Annotated in this window: 16 protein-coding genes; 4 read left to right on the top strand and 12 right to left on the bottom strand. The window is 72.3% G+C overall.

Features of this window, described 5'->3' with window-relative positions:
* The first annotated feature begins 75 nt into the window (after positions 1-75).
* Both LO762_RS00230 and LO762_RS00225 read left to right on the top strand, forming a co-directional pair.
* On the top strand, positions 76-216 hold the full coding sequence (locus LO762_RS00230; RefSeq protein ID WP_230611098.1) for a hypothetical protein: 141 nt from the start codon (positions 76-78) through the stop codon (positions 214-216).
* Positions 217-373: 157 nt separating this feature from the next.
* Entirely contained in the window at positions 374-1,252 is an 879-nt protein-coding gene (locus LO762_RS00225) for a sulfotransferase (RefSeq protein ID WP_230611095.1), read from the top strand.
* 4 nt (positions 1,253-1,256) lie between these two features.
* Here the strand turns inward: LO762_RS00225 and LO762_RS00220 are convergent, their stop codons facing one another.
* Both LO762_RS00220 and LO762_RS00215 read right to left on the bottom strand, forming a co-directional pair.
* On the bottom strand, positions 1,257-2,666 hold the full coding sequence (locus LO762_RS00220; protein WP_230611092.1) for a DUF6297 family protein: 1,410 nt from the start codon (positions 2,664-2,666) through the stop codon (positions 1,257-1,259).
* A 47-nt stretch (positions 2,667-2,713) separates the two neighbouring features.
* Positions 2,714-3,325: an ATP-binding cassette domain-containing protein gene (locus LO762_RS00215; RefSeq protein WP_230611089.1), complete on the bottom strand. Its 612-nt coding sequence runs from the start codon at positions 3,323-3,325 to the stop codon at positions 2,714-2,716.
* A gap of 103 nt (positions 3,326-3,428) precedes the next feature.
* Between LO762_RS00215 and LO762_RS00210 the strand changes: the two genes are divergently transcribed.
* On the top strand, positions 3,429-3,782 hold the full coding sequence (locus LO762_RS00210; RefSeq protein WP_230611086.1) for a tetratricopeptide repeat protein: 354 nt from the start codon (positions 3,429-3,431) through the stop codon (positions 3,780-3,782).
* Between the two features lie 66 nt (positions 3,783-3,848).
* On the opposite strand, the gene LO762_RS00205 is transcribed toward LO762_RS00210, so the two are convergent.
* A complete protein-coding gene (locus LO762_RS00205) occupies positions 3,849-5,375 on the bottom strand; it encodes an alpha/beta fold hydrolase (protein WP_230611083.1) in 1,527 nt (508 codons plus the stop codon).
* A gap of 169 nt (positions 5,376-5,544) precedes the next feature.
* On the opposite strand from LO762_RS00205, the gene LO762_RS00200 reads away from it, so the two are divergent.
* On the top strand, positions 5,545-5,901 hold the full coding sequence (locus LO762_RS00200; protein ID WP_230611080.1) for an Imm51 family immunity protein: 357 nt from the start codon (positions 5,545-5,547) through the stop codon (positions 5,899-5,901).
* A 47-nt stretch (positions 5,902-5,948) separates the two neighbouring features.
* Here LO762_RS00200 and LO762_RS00195 read toward each other — a convergent pair whose 3' ends face one another.
* Genes LO762_RS00195 through LO762_RS00155 form a run of 9 tightly spaced genes read right to left on the bottom strand, consistent with a single transcriptional unit; the run spans position 5,949 to position 16,173 of the window.
* Positions 5,949-6,878, bottom strand: a complete 930-nt coding sequence (locus LO762_RS00195; RefSeq protein ID WP_230611077.1) for a hypothetical protein — start codon at positions 6,876-6,878, stop codon at positions 5,949-5,951.
* Positions 6,879-6,894: 16 nt separating this feature from the next.
* A complete protein-coding gene (locus LO762_RS00190) occupies positions 6,895-8,340 on the bottom strand; it encodes a protein phosphatase 2C domain-containing protein (protein WP_230611073.1) in 1,446 nt (481 codons plus the stop codon).
* Positions 8,330-9,001, bottom strand: a complete 672-nt coding sequence (locus tag LO762_RS00185; protein ID WP_230611069.1) for a VWA domain-containing protein — start codon at positions 8,999-9,001, stop codon at positions 8,330-8,332. Before LO762_RS00185 ends, LO762_RS00190 begins: the two co-directional genes overlap by 11 nt.
* A 7-nt stretch (positions 9,002-9,008) precedes the next feature.
* A complete protein-coding gene (locus tag LO762_RS00180) occupies positions 9,009-9,473 on the bottom strand; it encodes a hypothetical protein (protein WP_230611066.1) in 465 nt (154 codons plus the stop codon).
* Positions 9,470-10,882, bottom strand: coding sequence for a hypothetical protein (locus LO762_RS00175; protein WP_230611063.1), 1,413 nt, complete (start codon positions 10,880-10,882; stop codon positions 9,470-9,472). The genes LO762_RS00180 and LO762_RS00175 overlap by 4 nt, the downstream gene beginning before the upstream one ends.
* A 42-nt stretch (positions 10,883-10,924) precedes the next feature.
* The gene (locus LO762_RS00170) at positions 10,925-12,634 is read right to left on the bottom strand and encodes an Hsp70 family protein (RefSeq protein WP_230611060.1); all 1,710 of its coding nucleotides are present in this window, start codon (positions 12,632-12,634) and stop codon (positions 10,925-10,927) included.
* Positions 12,631-13,179 (bottom strand): hypothetical protein, encoded by a 549-nt coding sequence (locus tag LO762_RS00165; protein ID WP_230611056.1) that lies wholly within the window; start codon positions 13,177-13,179, stop codon positions 12,631-12,633. Before LO762_RS00165 ends, LO762_RS00170 begins: the two co-directional genes overlap by 4 nt.
* Positions 13,180-13,210: 31 nt before the next feature.
* Positions 13,211-13,594 (bottom strand): hypothetical protein, encoded by a 384-nt coding sequence (locus tag LO762_RS00160; protein WP_230611054.1) that lies wholly within the window; start codon positions 13,592-13,594, stop codon positions 13,211-13,213.
* A complete protein-coding gene (locus LO762_RS00155; RefSeq protein ID WP_230611051.1) occupies positions 13,591-16,173 on the bottom strand; it encodes a tetratricopeptide repeat protein in 2,583 nt (860 codons plus the stop codon). The genes LO762_RS00160 and LO762_RS00155 overlap by 4 nt, the downstream gene beginning before the upstream one ends.
* Positions 16,174-16,537 lie beyond the last annotated feature (364 nt).

The following is a 16,537-nucleotide window of genomic DNA, read 5'->3' as shown; positions in this document are numbered from 1 at the left end:
ATGGGTTACGCCTGATCGTGCGTTCTGCGCAACGCGTCCGGGCTTCACGGACGTCAAGCCAGTGGAGGTACCCCCATGACGGACAGAACCGGACAAGCAACGTCGCCCAAGACGACCCCGAAGCACCTCGTGAAGATCATCACCCTGGGCGTCGCCGGGGCACTCCTACTCTGCGGCGCCACCTTCGCGGCGGCGGTGCGGCTGGTCCTCGGTTGACAATATGGCACTGAGTGTCAAGTGTGGGGCGTCGTAATATTGTGAAATTTGTCAGTAACAAGCTAGATAGGTGCTGAGAATCCAGCTTCTATGGCGATCCGAAGATTCTTCCTTGTGTGTTCGCACCACGCGCCGGGAGAGCATTTTGATCGTATTCGTGAGCGGATTCAACCGAAGCGGCACCACGGTGCTGCTTGAGGCGGTCGCGGCGGCGTCGGGGGGCGCGCCCTTCACCGTCGGCGACCTGGTCAGGCATGGCTCGCCCGGACTCGCGACCCGGCTGAACGCGCTGGTCGAGGCGCCGGAACCGGTGGACCGCGGGGTGGACGCCAGGCCCGTCCGCGCGGACACGCCCGAGGAGTACGGCTGGCTCCTGGTGGACCAGAAGGTGTCGGGGCTGCTGTCGTCGCGCTTCCATCCGCGCGGAGCGGGCCTCCTTGGACGCGTCGCGGAGGAGATCAAGCGGCGGGCCGGTGTGGCGGTCCTGAAGAACCCGTCGGACACCGGCCGGGAGGCGCTCCTCCTGCGCTGCTTCCCCGACGCCCGGATCATCCTCACCCGCAGGCCGCTCGCCGGGATCTACGGCAGCGCCGACCGGGCGCTCGCCCGGGGCGCCCGCAGCACCGCCTACGGGATGGCGCTGACCGGCCACAGCCGCGTCGTCCGGCTGGCGATCCGCGCCCAGCTCACCCGTCCCGGCGCCGCGCTCCTCAGCCTCGTCGGCCGCTGGAACCTGCGGCTGCGGGTGCTCGGCATGCTGCGCGCCACCGCGCGGCTCCCCCTGGACCGTGTCGCTTTCCTCGACTACGAGGAACTCGTCCACGACCCGGCCGAAGGCTCGCGTTGGGCGGCCCACATCCTTGACCCGGAGCGGCTGGCCAAGGAGTTCGCCCGCTCCCACTCCTTCCCCGGCAACCCCAACCCCCCGTCGTCACGGATCGACCGCCACCTCGACGCCCGCTGGTCCCGCCTCTGGCAGGCCGCACGCGCGCGCCAGCGCACCGCGGGCATCCTCGCCCCGGCGACCACCCCCTGAGCCCTCAGACGAACGCACGGGCGCCCCTGCGGGACGCCCACACTCCGATCCCCACCGTCGCCGCGACGAGCGCGGGCACCCCCCATCCGGCAGCGCCCAGCGCCGCGCCGAACAGCGCCAACGGCCCCGCCCCGTGCCAGAACACCACCTGGAAGCCCGCGCTGTTGCCGAAGGGCGTGTCGAACCCCGCAAGCAGCGTCGGCGGCATCTGGCCGCGATAAGCACCCGCGAGCGCCGCGCCGACGGCCGCGGGCAGCAGCCCGACCGCCCAGGCGAGCCCCACGGGGTCGACCCCCAGCAGCGCCAGCGCCACCCCCGCAGGCAGCGCCAGCGCTCCCGCGACGAGCAGCGGCGTCACCCCGAGCGCGAGCGCCACCATCGGCGGCGGGCCCGGGAAGAACCGTGCGCGCGCGGGCTGGAGCGCGCACATCCGCGCCCCGTCCAGCAGCGCCGAAGCCGCGAGGTAGAGGCAGCCGCATCCGACCGCGAGCCAGAGGTTCCCGCCCTGCCCTACGGCGACGAACGCGACGACGAGCAGCGCCGCAGCACGGACGCAGCCTTCCCCGTCCCGGAGCAGCCCCACCGCGTCCCGCCAGGGTGCGAGCAGCCACCCGCGTCTGGGCACGGGCAACCGGACGCGTCCCGCCTTCTCCGCCTTCCTGCCCTCCCCGACCACACCGGCCCACCCTGGATCGGTCACCCACAGACCGCCCTTGACGGCCGCCGTCACCTCCGCCCCACGCCGCAGTTCCTTGAACCCCACCCGGAAGAGCCGCCTTCCGCCCACCACGACGGCGCCCAGGGCCGTCGCCCCCAGCAGCGCCAGCGCCACCGGCGCCCCCTCCTCGCCCGCGAGGACGATCCCCGCCCACCCCCACGGACCCAGCCACAACCCGGCCGTCCAGGTGAGGGCGGCGGCCACGGCAAGGAGGGCCAGCGGGAGCACGAAGTACAGGGTTCGGGGTGCAAGGTCGAGCGCCCGGAGCCCGGCGGAGAGCGCGCCAAGGAAAGCCCCCGCCAACGCGGCCCAGAGCAGCGGCCCCAGAGCGCCGGGCGCGATCGGAAGGACCGTCGCGCGCAGCACCAGGAGCAGCGCGACGCAGCCCGCCGCCCCCACGAGCGCGCGCGCGAGGACGTCACGGGCATACGCGCCGCCCAGGACCCGCTCCCAGCTCACGGGCGACGTCAGCACCCAGTCGATCACCGGCCCCGGCACCGAGACCGGCCCGCGCAGCGCGCCCTCCCGCACCGCGCCCCACAGCGCCGTCAACGCCACCGCCGCCACCCCGAACGGCACGGCCGCCGCCGCCCGCGTCGCCGCGACGTCCGCCGCCAGCGCGTCCCGCACCCACCCGCCGCCCACCACCGTCGCCAACCCAACACACAGCAGCACCACGTACACCCGGTACGCCACCGCCCCCTTCGCCCGCCGCCGAGGCACCCGGACGCTCGTCGGCGGGGTCACGCGAGGGTGACGGCGCGGGTGGCGGCGGCCGCGAGTTCGGGGGCGTGGGTGGCGGTGAGGACGGCGGTGCCGGTCGCGGCGCGGGCGCGCAGGGTGGCGGCGAGCCAGGTGCGCGCGCGGGCGTCCAGGTGGCGTTCCGGCTCGTCGAGGACGAGCAGGCGGGTGCGCTCGGGGATGAGGATCGCGGCGAGGGCGAAGAGCTGGCGCAGGCCGCTGCTCAGCTTGTGCGGGCTCAGGTCGGCGTGGTCGGCGAGGCGGCAGGCCGCCGCGACGGACGCGGCCCGCTCGGCGCCGAGGCCGTGCCCTACGGCGACGAGTTCGAGGTGCTCGCGGACGGTCAGGTCGGGGAAGGCGCTGCGGTCCTCCAGCACGCCGACCTCGGTGCGGAACCAGGAGGCGGCGCGGCGGGGGGCGCGGCCCAGCACGTGGACGGAGCCCGCGTCCGGCCTTTCCTCACCGCAGACGGCGCGCAGGATCGTCGATTTACCGGCGCCGTTCGAGCCGCGTAGGGCGACGAGTTCGCCTGCGCGCACCGTGAAGCCCACCGGGCCTACGCGCCTACCGCCGCCGAAGTCCCTGAGGAGGCCGTCGGCCACCACCGCGTCCATGACCCCATACCACCACGAATCATGGAGATTCCCGACACACCCCTTCCCACCAGGGGAAATATCCCGGCGGCCCGGAGCGTTCGGACGTCACGAAGGAGGAAGCATGCGGACTTTCCCGAACATCGCCGGGTTCACCGGTGCGACGACGGGCGCCCCGGCGGACCGCTGGGAGCGCGCCACCGCGTTCTTCACGGCCAAGGACTACCGCTCCGCGATCGAGCTGCTCACGCCCCTCGCCGAGGAGTTCCCCGGCCAGGTCGCGACCCGGCTGCTTCTGGCCCGCGCCTACTTCCACTCCGCGCAGCTGCGTAGGGCGGAGGCCGAGCTGCGCGCCGTCCTCGACCTCGACCCGACCGAGGCGTACGCGCACCTGATGCTGGGCCGCACCCTGCAGCGGCAGAGCAGGGACGCCGAAGCCGTCCCGCACCTCCGGATGGCCGACCTCTGGGGCCTGTAACGCGCCCCGCCAGCGCATGACAAGGGCGATGCCTCCCCACGAGGCATCGCCCTTATCTACGAGCGCTTACAGGCGCGGCCCCGGATGCGACAGCGGGACGCTGATCTTCGCCTCCAGCTCGACCGAGCCCGCCGACCGCTGCCAGTCGAACAGCCCGGTGATCGGGACGATCTGCAGCACGAGGTCCGCGTTCGGGGTGAGCGTGTGCGCGATCGCCTCCAGCTCGCGCGTCACCGTGCGCGGCCTGCCATCGAGCACGACAGGCAGCGGCGTCGCCTGGTTGCCCAGGACGAGCCCGCTCCTACGGTCCACGATCTGCGCGAACAGGGCGGTCCTCGCCTTCTTCGCGGTGCCCTTGTAGTGCAGCGTCACCTGAGGCGACCCGACCGCCTGTGCCCCGCCGGACGGCGCGGGGATCGGGACGTTCACCGCCTTCTTCGCGGGCTCCGCCGCCACCACGTAGGACGGCACGGGCAGCGGCCCGGAAGGCGCCTCCTGCTCCTGCGACAGGTAAGGGAAGACGTCGGCTCGCGAGAACTTCAGCGCGCCCGTACCCCGCGCGTCCAGGGAGCCCGCCGAGGCAGGCGGGTAGGAGGGCGCGCCCCGGTAGACGCCGTGCTGGTCAATGTACTCGAAGCCCGGACCCGTGTCCACGCTCCGGTCGCCCTTCAGGTACCGGGCGAACCAGGCAAGGGTGGCCTTCTCCAGGTGGTCGTCAGGCCCGTCGTTCGTCTTACAGGCGCCGTGGCCGCCGCAGAACCAGACCATCTTGGCGGGCGCCCCGTTGGCCTTGACCTGCTTGTAGGTCGCGACCCCTTGGCGCAGCGTGAACAGCGTGTCCACGGTGCCCTGAAGCACCAGCGTAGGCACCTTGATGCGCTTCACGAGGTGGGCTGGCCCGTGCTCGCGGAACCAGCGCTCGACGTCGCCGGGGATCTCGCCGCTGGCCAGCCCGGTGACGCAGCCCTTCTCGACCTGCCACGCGAGCTTGTTGCCGCCGCGTAGGCCCGCCGAGCAGAGCAGGAGTCCCCAGCCCGCCCGGAAGAAGCCGTCCGTGTACAGGGTGTCCACGAGGTTGTGGAAGGCGATGGTCGGGACGATCACGTCCACCCGGCGGTCGAGTCCCGCCGTCACGAGTTGGATCGCGCCGCCGTAGGAGCCACCCGCCATGCCGAGCCTTGGATCGCCCTTCCTGTCGAGCTTCACCTCGGGCTGCCTGGCGATCCAGTTGATGAGCCGCTTCATGTCGCGGCCTTCCACGCGCGGGTCGTCGACGTTGGCACGTCCACCCGAGCCGAACCCTCGCGCGTTCCAGGTGACGACGTTGTATCCGGCCTTCAGGAGGTACCCGAGTTGCCCTTCCTTGCGCTTGGTCTCGCCACGGCCCGCCCATCCGTGGCCGAGCAGCACGACGGGACGCCGTTCGCCCTTCTTCAGGCCGGGGGCACGGAAGAAGTGGGTGGTGATGCGTACGCCGTCGAAGCTGCGCACCTTGACCGTGCGCTGCTGCGGCGCGGCCTGCGCCGGTGTGGCGGGGAGGAGGGCGACCGCCGTAAGCAGGGCGACGCCCACGGCGAGGGAACTGCGTGTCATAAGGGGACTCCAGGGGGGTGGACGAGCCTTGACCGGTTCCCCCGACCCGATCGCTACCCGAGAGTAAGGATCACCCGATTTTCCGTCAAGGTTCACTTACTGAACCTTTCAGTCACGCGTCGTCCACGACGCCGATCGCGGCGCGGCGCCCTCCGGTAGGGTCTGCCGCGTGACCGATCGCTCCACCTACGCGCCGTTCGTCTTTTTTGAGTACGACCACAAGCCCGGCACGTACTGCCTCATGCTCAGCGACGACTGCATGGCGGAGGTCGGCCCCGTCTTCAAGGAGTGCGACCGCGAGAGCGACGGTCCGGGCTGGAACGGCGTGGCCCGCTCGGCCATCGAGTCCCGCTCGCCCGACATCTCCCCCCTCGTCACCTTCGAGTCCGAGCCCGGCATGTTCGCCGCCTACTCCGAAGACCCCTTCGCCCTCCAGACGCTCGCCACCTACCTCCAGGAGGCGTTCCAGACGCCGCCCATCCTCCGCGCCCTCATCAACACCGCCACCCCCTCCTGGTTCACCTGACCCCTCCCGGCAACCGCCCGAAGCCGCCGCACGGCGGCCCCGGACGGTCACCGGGGCGGCAGCGGGATCGTCCCGCGCGGCCCCGGCAGGTCCACGGGCGCCTTGGGCAGGTTCGGCGGCTGGCGGGGAGGCGGCAGCGGCCCCAGCGTGATCGTGCCGCGCTCGCTGAGCGCCGCGCACCAGCGCGCCGCGTCCGGCCGGGTGCCGCGCGGCCCGTTCGCCTCCGCGAACCGCTTGGTCACCTCCTCGACGATCCGCTGCGGCAGCCCCGGCAACAGCGTCGGCGCCTGCAAGGGCCGTACCCCGCTGTCCCGCGCGAGGACGCGCACGACGAGGAGCGCCAGCTTGTACCGGTCGGTGTCCAGGTCCGGGCCTCCGGGCGGCTGGGTCGGATCGTCCCAGTCCGGCGTCTCAGCCTGCGCGGTGACGGGCGGATGGCCCTGCCTGCGGATGCCGTCGCAGTCCAGGAGGTGGATTCCGGGGGTATGCGACCAGAGCAGGTTCACCATGGACACGTCACCGATGACGAGCCCCTTGCTGTGCAACAGCTGGAACAGCGCAGCCGCCTGCCGGACGGCGTGCAGCCGCCCATCCACGTCGAGCGGGGTGATCGAGCCCCACAGCGGCTTCGGCGGGTAGAGCAGGTACTGGAGTTCGAGGAGCTTCGCTCCGGCCGCCGCCTGCCCGGAAAACTCGTCAGGCACCCGTTCCATGAGGAATCCCTTGACGACGCCGCCGTCGAGCACCCGGTTGCGCGGCCACGCCGTCTGCGCGCGCAGACGGCGCCGCTCCGCGTCGGTGAACGCGCGGGACGGCAGCGCGACGAGTTCCGCCAGCTCCACGCCGTTCACCATGCCCGGATTCAGGTACTCCTTGTAGACGAGCCCCTTACCCTTGCCTTTCAGAGCGAACACAGTGCCCTGCCCGCCGGTGCCGAGCTGGTCGCCGAGGCTCAGGTCGTGCTTGTGGAGATCCACCCCTTCGGGGAACACGTCACCGCCCCCACACGCACACCACGGTGCGGTCGTCGGAGTGCGACTTGACCCGGAAGGCGGCCTGCCACGCGAACTCCAGCATCGTCGGAAGGACGGGCGCCCCCCATTGGGCGGCGAGGCGCGCCGCGACCCCCGGATGCCGCAGCGTGTCGCCGAGCCCGTCCGTGCAGGCGACGGCGACGTCGTCCGGGGCCCGCTCGAACACCGCGACCTCCGCGGGCCCGGTGTGGCCGGGCAGCGCGCTCGTCCGGTTCGTCGCGATCTCCCCGCCGCCCTTGGCTTCGAAGAGCGGCTGGAACGCGCCGTCCCGCAGGACGTAGGCGTTGCTGTCGCCCACCCGGACGGCGTGCGTCCACCCGGTCGGGTACTCCACGAGCAGCGCGACGAGCGTCGTCGACCAATGGACGGGGAGGCCGCCGACCCGCTCGATGTGCTCGGTCATCCCGCGCGAGACGGCACCGAACACACCGCTCCAGAGGCCCTGCAGCTCGTTGTACTCGGCGTCGAGCAGCTCGGGCAGCACCCTCTCGGCCTCGGCCCGCAGCAGCGAGCAGGCCAGCTCCGACCCCTGGTGCGACATCGGCTGGCTGCCGACGCCGTCCGCGACCGCGACGAGCAGCGCCCGCCGTCCCCCGGCGGCCTCCAGCGGCCACAGGCCCATCGAGTCCTGGCGGACCTCGGTCAGCCACCGGTGGTCGTCGCCCCGCTGGGACGTGCCGCGCACCGTCAGGCCGGCCAGGTCGGCGCCGTCTATGACGGTGTCGGGGCGACCTCCCTTGGGTGGCAGGCCCTTCGGCGTGCCGTACTGCTGATGTGGCTTGTCGTAGAGGGCGGGCGGCGTGTACACGGGCGTCTCCTCATCCCGGCAAGGCACGGTGGGTTCCCGCTCCGCCCGCGACGGAACCGGCGCCTGCGCGTCGGCCATGTCCTCGGCCGCCGGAACGTCCTCCGCCCTGCGCTTCACGCCCGTGAAGCCCGGCATGCGCAGCCGAGGCCGCACGACGGCCCCGGAACCCGGCAAGGGCGACTCAAACTGCGCAGGCGCAAGCGGCGTGGCCTCCCGCACCGTCGCCTCGGCGGACGACCCGGACCTTCCGAGCGGCCGGAGCGGCATCGACTCCCGGGCCGCGGCCCCGGCCGACGGCGCGGACGAGACGTCCTCGGGGGCCGGGCCCGGCGGCGGCGTGCCCGGCGGGCCCACCGCGCCGGACGACTCGACCGGCCTCCCGAACGCGTACGGCGCGACGTCCTGGCGTGGCGCCCCCGTCCGCTCGACGGACACCGCGGAACCGAAGTCGGGCTGCGGTTTCCACTCCTGCGCGTCGTCGTCACCGGGCGCACCGGCCGAGGCGTCCTCGGCGGGTGGGTCCTCGTGCGCCGCGAGGTTCCGGGGACGCTTCGGCGCGCCATCGGACGCGTAAGGGAAGACCTCCTCAGATGACATCGGCGGGCACCGCGGTGAAGCCGGGGACGTTGTCGGGCAGCGCGAGGCTCATGCCGCCGCCGGGGGCCGCCGACGTGCCGGACCGCACGATCGACTGGATGAGCTTCTGCGCGAACTCCCGCAGCGCCTCGGCCGGGCCCATCGAGCCGTCGTGCACGAACGCCTTGATCGTCGCGATCTGCTGGATCGTCGTCAGGTCGTACCCGCCGAACGCGAACGCGAGGATGTTCGGCCGCGGCCCCCATGACGGGTCGGTGAGCCGCTGGTAGGAGGCGGGCCAGTCGCTGGAGTCGAGGGGCTGTCCGTCCGTCAGGAAGAACACCGCGGGCCGCAGCACCTGGTGGCCCTCGGACTTCAGGCGCGCGACGTCCTGCGCGATCGTATCGCGCAGCACGTCGAACGCGGCGGCGAAGCTCGTGCCGCCGTTCGCCTGGAGCGCGGGCATGGACGTCACGTTGCTCATGTCCGACAGAGGCAGCAGCACCTGCGCGTGGTCGCTGAAGCTGATCAGGCAGAACCGAGTCTTGTCCGCGACGACGGGGTTGGCGCCGATCTCCTGGTGGATCTTGATCAGCGAGTCGTTGATCGCGTCGACGGGGCCGCCGCTCATCGAGCTCGACTCGTCGCACACCAGGTAGAAGGGAAGGACTTGCTGACTCATAGGTTCCTCACCGATAGAAGAGATAGATCTGGAGGAGGACTTCGCCGCCGCTCCTGCCGAGCAGCGCGAAGTCCCTGGTCTGGACGTCGGAGAACAGGTCGGGGTCGGCGCGGGTGAGCAGCCGGTTCACCGCCCCGGCGTAGCGTTCTCCGCCGTCGTGCTGGGCGCCGAAGGTCAGGACGATGCCCGCCTTCCGGCCTTTCAGGCGCCCTTTCGCGCGCAGCGCGCGGCGCACTTTTTCCACGGCTGCCGTGCGGCCTGCCCTGACGTCGTCCGGGTCGAGGGTCAGAGCGACCTCGACCCAGTTCCGTTCCAGGGCGAGCCGGGTGTTCGTCGGCGACGGCGTCGGGGTGGGGGCGGCCGTCGGCAGCGGCGGCGGCTCCTGGGTGCCGAGGACGACGATCGCGAAGGCGAGCAGCAGGTCGGCGAAGAGCCAGCCCGCGACAGCGGTCACCGTGACCTTGGCGTTCAACCGAACCACCTCCGGCGCCGTCCGCCCGCCTCGACGGCGAGCCTGACCCGCTCCAGCTCGCGCAGCAGCGGGTCGACGGCGCCGCTCCCGCCGTCCGGCAGGCTCTTGGCGAACGCGTCGAGCCGGGTCTCGATCCGGTCGGCGGTCGCCGTCATCGTCGTGTCGAACCGCGCGTACTGGTGTTCCAGCCGGTCGAGGGACCGCGGCATGGCGTCCATCGCGTGCCTGGCCCGCTCCAGCGCCACCTCAAGCGCGGACACGAGCGCGACCAGGTGCTCGGTTCCCACCTCGTGGCGGTGCGCGTAGATCGTCCCCTCCTGTCGCCAGTCGTCGAGCGCCGCCCTGATGTGCGTTCCGGTCTCCGCGAGCGACCTGCCGATCCCGTCGCCGACGTCCCGGCCCGACCGGCCCAGCGCGTCCGCGGCCACCGCGACCCGCTCGGCCGCACCGCCGATCCCGTCCGACGCCTTCGCGACCGTCCGCACCGCCGCGTCGGACGCCCCGGTGACCGTCCGCGCCAGCTCACCCGACGCCTCGGCCAGCGCCCGCGCCGCCGTGTCCGAGGCGTCCGCCAGGGCCCGGACGGCGGCGTCCGACGCGCCGGCCAGGGCGCGGGACAGATCGCCGGCGGCATCGGTGAGGGCCCGCACGTTGGCGTCCGACACGGCCGTCAGCGCGTCCGTGAGGCCCTCCGCGCGGTCCAGGGCCTTACTGATCCCGGCGGCGGCCTCCACGGCCCCCTGGTGCAGCCTGCGCGATCCCCGGCCGGCCTCGGCGAGCCGCCGCGCGGCCTCACGGAGCGCGTCCGCCACAGTGTCCAGCCGCGCCGCCGTGTCCATCCGGTGGACGGCGAGGTGGATGTCGGCGTCGGTGAGCGCGACGGCGAGCCTGCGCAGCAGCTCGGCCTTCTCCCGCGCCGCCCCGTGCTCGACCCGCCGCTGCACGACGGACTGCGCGACCGTCACCCCGACGAGGAGGAGCACGCCCGCGAGGGTCAGCAGCGCGATCCTGTCGAAGGAGAGGAGCGGGGAGAGCCCGCCCGCGAACCCCGTCTGCCACTGTTCGAGGAAGGACATCCCCTCCAGCGAGGGTTCACCCCGGCTCAACCGGTACGCACGGGTGGCCGCGAACAGGCCCGTCCAGGTGAAGAAGATCGGAAGGAAGATGAGCACCGCGGGCGCCAGGTCGAGCGCCATGCCTCCCCGCTCGCGCCTCCGGGACCGCACCGGATTCGCGACGGACTCGGGCCGGACGAAGTGCCCGACGAGATCGACCCTGGCCCAGCGGCCGAGGTCGGTGTCCGTCTCCAGGTCGTCGGCGAGCGCGCGCAGACGGTCGGCCCGCGCGGCGAGGCGGGGTTCGGCGGCCAGGGCGCGCAGCTCGGCGACGGGTGGTGCGGGGGCGGGCATCGGGAGCCTTCCGGTGTGGGCGAGGGGGGCAAAGGCGTGCGGTCACAGCAGGTAGGCGTGTTTGCGCATCTCCCGTTCCAGGTCGTCGCGCAAGGCGTCCTCCGTGTCGGCGGTCGCCGCGAGCAGCGCGTCCACCCGCTGCTCCAGCTCCTGCCTGTCGATGTCGATGACGAACGGGATAAGCCGCTCCCGCGCCTTGCGCACCGCGGCCTGCGACGTCTCGGAGAGCGCCCAGCCTCCGACCTGCGACGCCACGGCCGGTTCCCCTTCCGGCGGCACCATCCGCGCGTGCAGGTCCGCGAGCCTCCTGCGGTCTTCACCGGCGCCGAACCCGACCTCGCCGCTCATCAGCTCGACGCCCGTCGCCACATCCTTGACGAGCACCTCCAGCGTCCCGTTGACGGTGTAGGTGTAGGTCACGGTGAAGGCCGCGTCCGCCTTGAGGCGCTGCCCCGGCAGGTCGATCTCCCAGTCCTTGAGCTCGACGTTGTCCTCATGGCTGATCGGCTTCTCCGGGTCCCCTTCGACGACCCTGATCTGGATCGACTCCTGGAAGTCGTGCGCCGGGACGTAGGTGTCCGTCGCCCGCGCCGGATACTTCGTGTTGCGCGGGATGAGGACGGAGAACTCCCCGTCCTTCGGTGACGTGTCGTTGTGCACGATCGTGCCGAGGGCGTGCTCGGTCCCGACGTGGAAGTCGAGGTCGGTGATCGTGCCCTGGAGGATGCCCGCGGCGATCGCGGCGCCCTCCGCGATCGCCGTCATCGGGTCGACCCGGCTGTTCACCGGCACGCCGACGGCCGCACTGACGAGCCGCTGCACGAGCGGGATCTTCGAGGTGCCGCCGACCATGACGAGGTGGTCGATCTTCCCGGGGCTCTCCTTCAGGCACACCGCGACGGGCTCAAGGCTGCGCCGCACAAGCGGTTCGATGGCTTGTTCCAGTTCCTCACGCGTCACGGTGAGGGACTTGCCTCCACGCGGCAGTACCGTGGTCACCGACTCGGCCGTGGAGAGCCTGACCTTGGCGCGTTCGAGTTCGTTGCGGAAGGAGCCGAGTTCGTAGTCGGCCCACGAGTCGAGATCCGGAATGCGCGGGCGCAGCACGTCGAGCAGCGCCGCGTCCAGGTCGATGCCGCCAAGCCGCTGCACGCCCTTGGACGACTGTTCGATGAACGTGCCCTCGAATGACTGGAGGACGGTGACGTCGAGGGTGCCGCCCCCGAAGTCGTACACGAGAATCCGCTGGTCCTCCTCGATCTCACGGGCATAAGCCATCGCCGCGGCGGTCGGCTCGTTGATGAGCGCCAGCACCTCGATCCCGGCCAGGCCCGCCGACACCTTCGTCCGGTACCGCGCCTTGCCGCGACTGTTCGCGGGGATCGTCACGACGGCCTGGTCGAGCGGCCTGACCAGGCCCGCCTGCTGCGCCTTGTGCCTCATCTCGGCGAAGAACTGGGACGCGGCCAACTCCACCTCGATGTCGACGTCGCCGACCGTGATCCTGTCGTCGGTCGCGAACAGCCGCTTGACGGCCTCCAGCCGGTTCGTCCGCTGGAGCTTGGCCTTCCAGCCGTAGGTGTAGGCGCCGTCCGCCCTACCGATGACCGACGGCATCACCCTGTCGAACCCGAGCGTCGCCCACTCGACGGGAGCGCCGTCGTCCAGCGCGATCGTCTCGACGTCCGTGGCGGTGGCGCGCGCCAGGACGCTGTTGGTGGTGCCGAAGTCGATTCCGTAGGTCTCGTTCACGTGCGTGCCTCCTCGACGTCCTGAGGGCCTTCCACGGTGTCTTCCGGCGCTGTCGCGGGCACGTGCCGGACCTCCCCGGCCCGCACGACCCGGTCCGTGTTCCCGTCCACGTAGGCGGGGGTCACGACCTCGACGGGCCCGTCCCCTTCGTCCAGCGCGGTGAACAGCTCGGCGGCCCGCGGATGCGCCGGGTCGTCGATCCGCACGAGCCGGGCCTGCTCGATCCATTCGCCCACCAGCGGCCGCAGCCCCTCCGCGTCCACGCCCCTGGCGAGCGCCGCGTCGAGCTGGACGAGCTGCACCAGGTGCTGCGCCCGCTCCGACATCGCCGCGACGATCTGCTTGCGCAGCCCGTCGTACGCCTCGGCGGCCACCGTCGATCCGGGATTCTGCAGCGTCAGCGCATCGAAGACGAGGGAACTCCGTCCATCGACGATGGACAGCAGGTCCTCCTGCTTCTTGCCGCTCCGCCGCACCTCTTCGAGGACGCGTGCCAGCTCGCGGACTTCTCGCACAAGCCGGTCGGTTTTCCTGCCAGAGAACATCTCGGTGCCTCTCGTTCGGGGGGTAGTGGCCTCATGCCTCGGGCGGAGCCAGCAGCTTCGCTCTCGCCGCGACAAGGTGTCTGAGGTACTCATGGGCGGCCGCCTGCCGCAGCCACCGATAGGCCGCTTCGCGATCGCCGCCGCGTGCCGGTGGCCGCAGCGGCGGGGGCCGCAGGACACCGGAGCCCTCACCCGTCTCGACAGCGGGCACCCGGTACAGGTCGATCCGGTGCTCCGGGTCGCCTTCGGCCTCGTCGATCTGGTTGAGCGCCCACGTCAGGTCGGTCAGCAGATCGACCTTGGACGGGTCACGGTGCATGCCCTTGCTGCGCCGGGCGAACGCGATGTTCGCCTCTTCACGTGACGCGCCGAACTCCAGACCGAGAATCAGATAAGGGTTGCGCTCCACCGTCACACCGCCTTCCGCAACCGCTCCAGCTGGCCGTCCCATCCGTCGCAGGCTTTCCCGATGATCCGGAACTGCTCGGCGTGCTCTTCCTCAGTGGGCAGGCCCACCGAAAGCGTCTGATAGCGGCGCAACCGGCTCGGGTAGGGACGGACGTCCTTCAAGAGATCACGCAGAAACGCGACGACCCGGTCGCCCTGCATGACGTCGGCCTTGTCTATGGCGTCGTTCCACAGCTCGCTGAACCGGTCGAACTCAGTGTCCGCGTACTTGAACAGCGCGAGCTGCGCCATCGCCAGGCAGCGCACGACCTCCTCGCCCACGCCGTCGCCGGGATCGTCGTCCGCTGGGCCGTCGCGCAGTCGCCGGTAACGTTCCGCGGGCCGGAACAGCCAGCGCCGCTCCGCGTCCTCGGTAAGGCACCCCGCCTCCTCCTGCCCGCCGAAGAACACAGCGAGGTGCGCGCCCACCTGCACCGAAAGGACGATCTCCGCCGCCGGCGTGAGAACTCCCGCGTCCGCTAGCCGTTCGACCATGCCGAGGACGTAGAACGCCTCCCCGAACGGGACATGGACCGCCTCCATGAGGAACCCGACCATCCGGTCCAGTTCGACCGTCACCCACGGGGCCGGGTCGGGGCGGGCGGCGAGCCCGCCCAGAACCCCCATCGCCTCGTCCATCAGCGTCTCGTAACGCTCGGAGGAGGCACGGGCACGGACTCGGTAGTAGTGCAACGCGTCCCTCTGGTCGCCGTCGTCCTTGGCGACGACGGAGGCGGCGGCCAGCCAGTCGGCGTCGTGGGCGGCGGCCTGGCGCAGCAGGAGACGGTAATGGTCGTCGTCCTCCTGCGGCCGGGACAGCGCCCGGTGGAACAGTTCACGCAGGGCGTCCGGCGCTTCGGGGTCGGGAGACTGAAGCCACAGGATGAGGGCCCGGCTCTCGACCGCCTTCTTCGCCGCCGGGTCCGGGTGCGTCTCCCACACCGTGACGAGCCTTGCCATGGCCTCCGCGAGGTCCCCGGTCTCCGCGGCGGCGACGGCGGCGTTGACGACGAGCCTCGGGTTAGGCCGTTCGGCGAGCACCGCGTCGAGGACGCGCACGGCAGTCTCCGCGTCGCCGCCCTCAAGGTCGGCGAGCGCCGCGAGGTTCAGCGCCTCGTCGTGGACGGCGGGGTCGCCGGTGCGGGCGGCCAGGCCCCGCGCGGCGTGCCCGGCCGCCGCCCATGCGCCCGCGTGGATCTGCGCGCGGACGGCGCACAGGTCGAGCCAGTCCGCGCAGCCCGGATGGGCGGCGCGCAGCTCCGCGCTCAGGCCGACCGCGCCCGCGATCGCCGCGTCGGTGAGCGGCGGCCGGAGGCTGGCGTCCGCCGCCAGGGCCGCCGAGATCTCGACGGTCCTGCCCCGGCGGGCCGCCGCGAGCACCGCCGCCACCTCGGTGAGCGGCTCCACCGCTCCGGGGAACAGCCCTTCGTCCGGCACCTTGCGCGGGTCGTCGCGGAAGGCGAGCAGGGCGCGGTAGTGGCGGACGGCAGGGTCGTCGGGGAGCGCGGACAGGGCGTCGCCGTCACCCGCGAGGTAGCGGCGGCGCGCCAGCTCACCGGCGAACCCGGCCATCGTCAGCTCCTCGACCGTGGCGCCGCCGGGGTCGAGACGCGCCCGCACGTGTGCCCGCGCGCCCCCCGGCCAACGCGGCGACTCCGGCGGGCGGCTCAGCCCTCCCCGGTCGATCAGGTCGTCGAGCAAAGGCACCGGAACGGCGAACAGTTCCTCCACCCGCTCGTTGACGCTGTGGCCTTCGCGTCCGGTGAGGTAGGCGTTGAGGCCCATCACATGAGGCAGGTCCCCGTGGACGCGCGGAAGACCGAGTTCCCGCGCGAGCGCCTGGGCCGTGACCATGGCGATCCGCTGCTCCTGCCCGTCCAGGCGGGTCGCGGCGGACTCGGCGAGCGCGACGGCGTCCGGCGGCGGCGTGGGCACGAGCGCCCCGTGCAGCTCGGCGGCCTCGGGCCACGCCCGGTCCGGCGTGCCGTCGGCGGAGACGACCGACCGACCTGCGGCGAACGGCGCGACGAGCATGGCGGCGCGCGCCGCGAGGCGCGGTTCGGCGAGCAGCCTGGGCACGGCGGTGGCCAGCAGGGGCACGACGGCCGGGTAGGCGCCGTTCGGCAGCCGGGACAGCAGGTCGACGCCGAGGTCGATCCTGCCGCCCATGACGGCCGCGTGGGCCCGGTACCACAGCGCCTCGGTGGGGCTGAGCCCCAACAGGTCGAGCGCGCCGTCCATCGCGAGCAGGAGGGCGTCACGGGCGGCGGCCCTGCGCGCCCCCAGGTCGCCCGCCGCGAACGCGCCGGCGGCGCCCTCGGCGACGCGCGGATCCCACGCGGCGTTGAGCTGGCCGACCCTGACGGCCCCGGCGGCCCGCCACAACCGTCCCGCGGCGCCGAAAACGGGCGGCCCCGGCACGGCGAGCGGCTGCATCCGCTCGAAGTCGGCGAGGGGCGTCTCGTCGGCCCGCGCGTCCTTGGACAGCAGCGAGACGGTGTGCGCGGACTCGCCGATCACGACGCCCGCCCGGGTCCGCAGGATCATCCCGCCCACCTTCACCACGAGCCCGACGCGCGTCGGCCCGGGATGCGGCCGGGCGAGCGGCGTCCCGCACCTTCCGCAGACCGCGGCGGCGCTTTCCACGTCGCCGCAGGCCCTGCACCATTCTCCAGCGCTCCACCCGCCCACCCGCCGAGACCCCCTTCGACGTCTTCGCCCCGAAGCACCACCCCGCCGGAGCAGGAACAGACGCTAGGTCAAATCCCGCGCAAGCGACATTCCGCCACGGGATATTTCCTGTTTTGTTATCGATGAAATGTGTTGCATGACCCAACACCTCGGACTATCCCGACATCACCCTACAAACCACCCACAATCCAGACTCCCTCATTTGAGGGAATCTATCGAC

The organism is Actinocorallia sp. API 0066 (assembly GCF_020991275.1).
Taxonomy (GTDB): Bacteria; Actinomycetota; Actinomycetes; order Streptosporangiales; family Streptosporangiaceae; genus Actinocorallia.
This window is presented reverse-complemented; position numbering and strand designations above follow the sequence as displayed.

Bases quoted from the DNA above. Each gene is read 5' to 3' on its own strand.
- LO762_RS00165 (WP_230611056.1), bottom strand. From the start codon at position 13,179: ATGTTCTCTGGCAGGAAAACCGACCGGCTTGTGCGAGAAGTCCGCGAG.
- LO762_RS00155 (WP_230611051.1), bottom strand. From the start codon at position 16,173: ATGATCCTGCGGACCCGGGCGGGCGTCGTGATCGGCGAGTCCGCGCAC.
- LO762_RS00190 (WP_230611073.1), bottom strand. From the start codon at position 8,340: ATGTCATCTGAGGAGGTCTTCCCTTACGCGTCCGATGGCGCGCCGAAG.
- LO762_RS00230 (WP_230611098.1), top strand. From the start codon at position 76: ATGACGGACAGAACCGGACAAGCAACGTCGCCCAAGACGACCCCGAAG.
- LO762_RS00185 (WP_230611069.1), bottom strand. From the start codon at position 9,001: ATGAGTCAGCAAGTCCTTCCCTTCTACCTGGTGTGCGACGAGTCGAGC.
- LO762_RS00175 (WP_230611063.1), bottom strand. From the start codon at position 10,882: ATGCCCGCCCCCGCACCACCCGTCGCCGAGCTGCGCGCCCTGGCCGCC.
- LO762_RS00205 (WP_230611083.1), bottom strand. From the start codon at position 5,375: ATGACACGCAGTTCCCTCGCCGTGGGCGTCGCCCTGCTTACGGCGGTC.
- LO762_RS00210 (WP_230611086.1), top strand. From the start codon at position 3,429: ATGCGGACTTTCCCGAACATCGCCGGGTTCACCGGTGCGACGACGGGC.
- LO762_RS00215 (WP_230611089.1), bottom strand. From the start codon at position 3,325: ATGGACGCGGTGGTGGCCGACGGCCTCCTCAGGGACTTCGGCGGCGGT.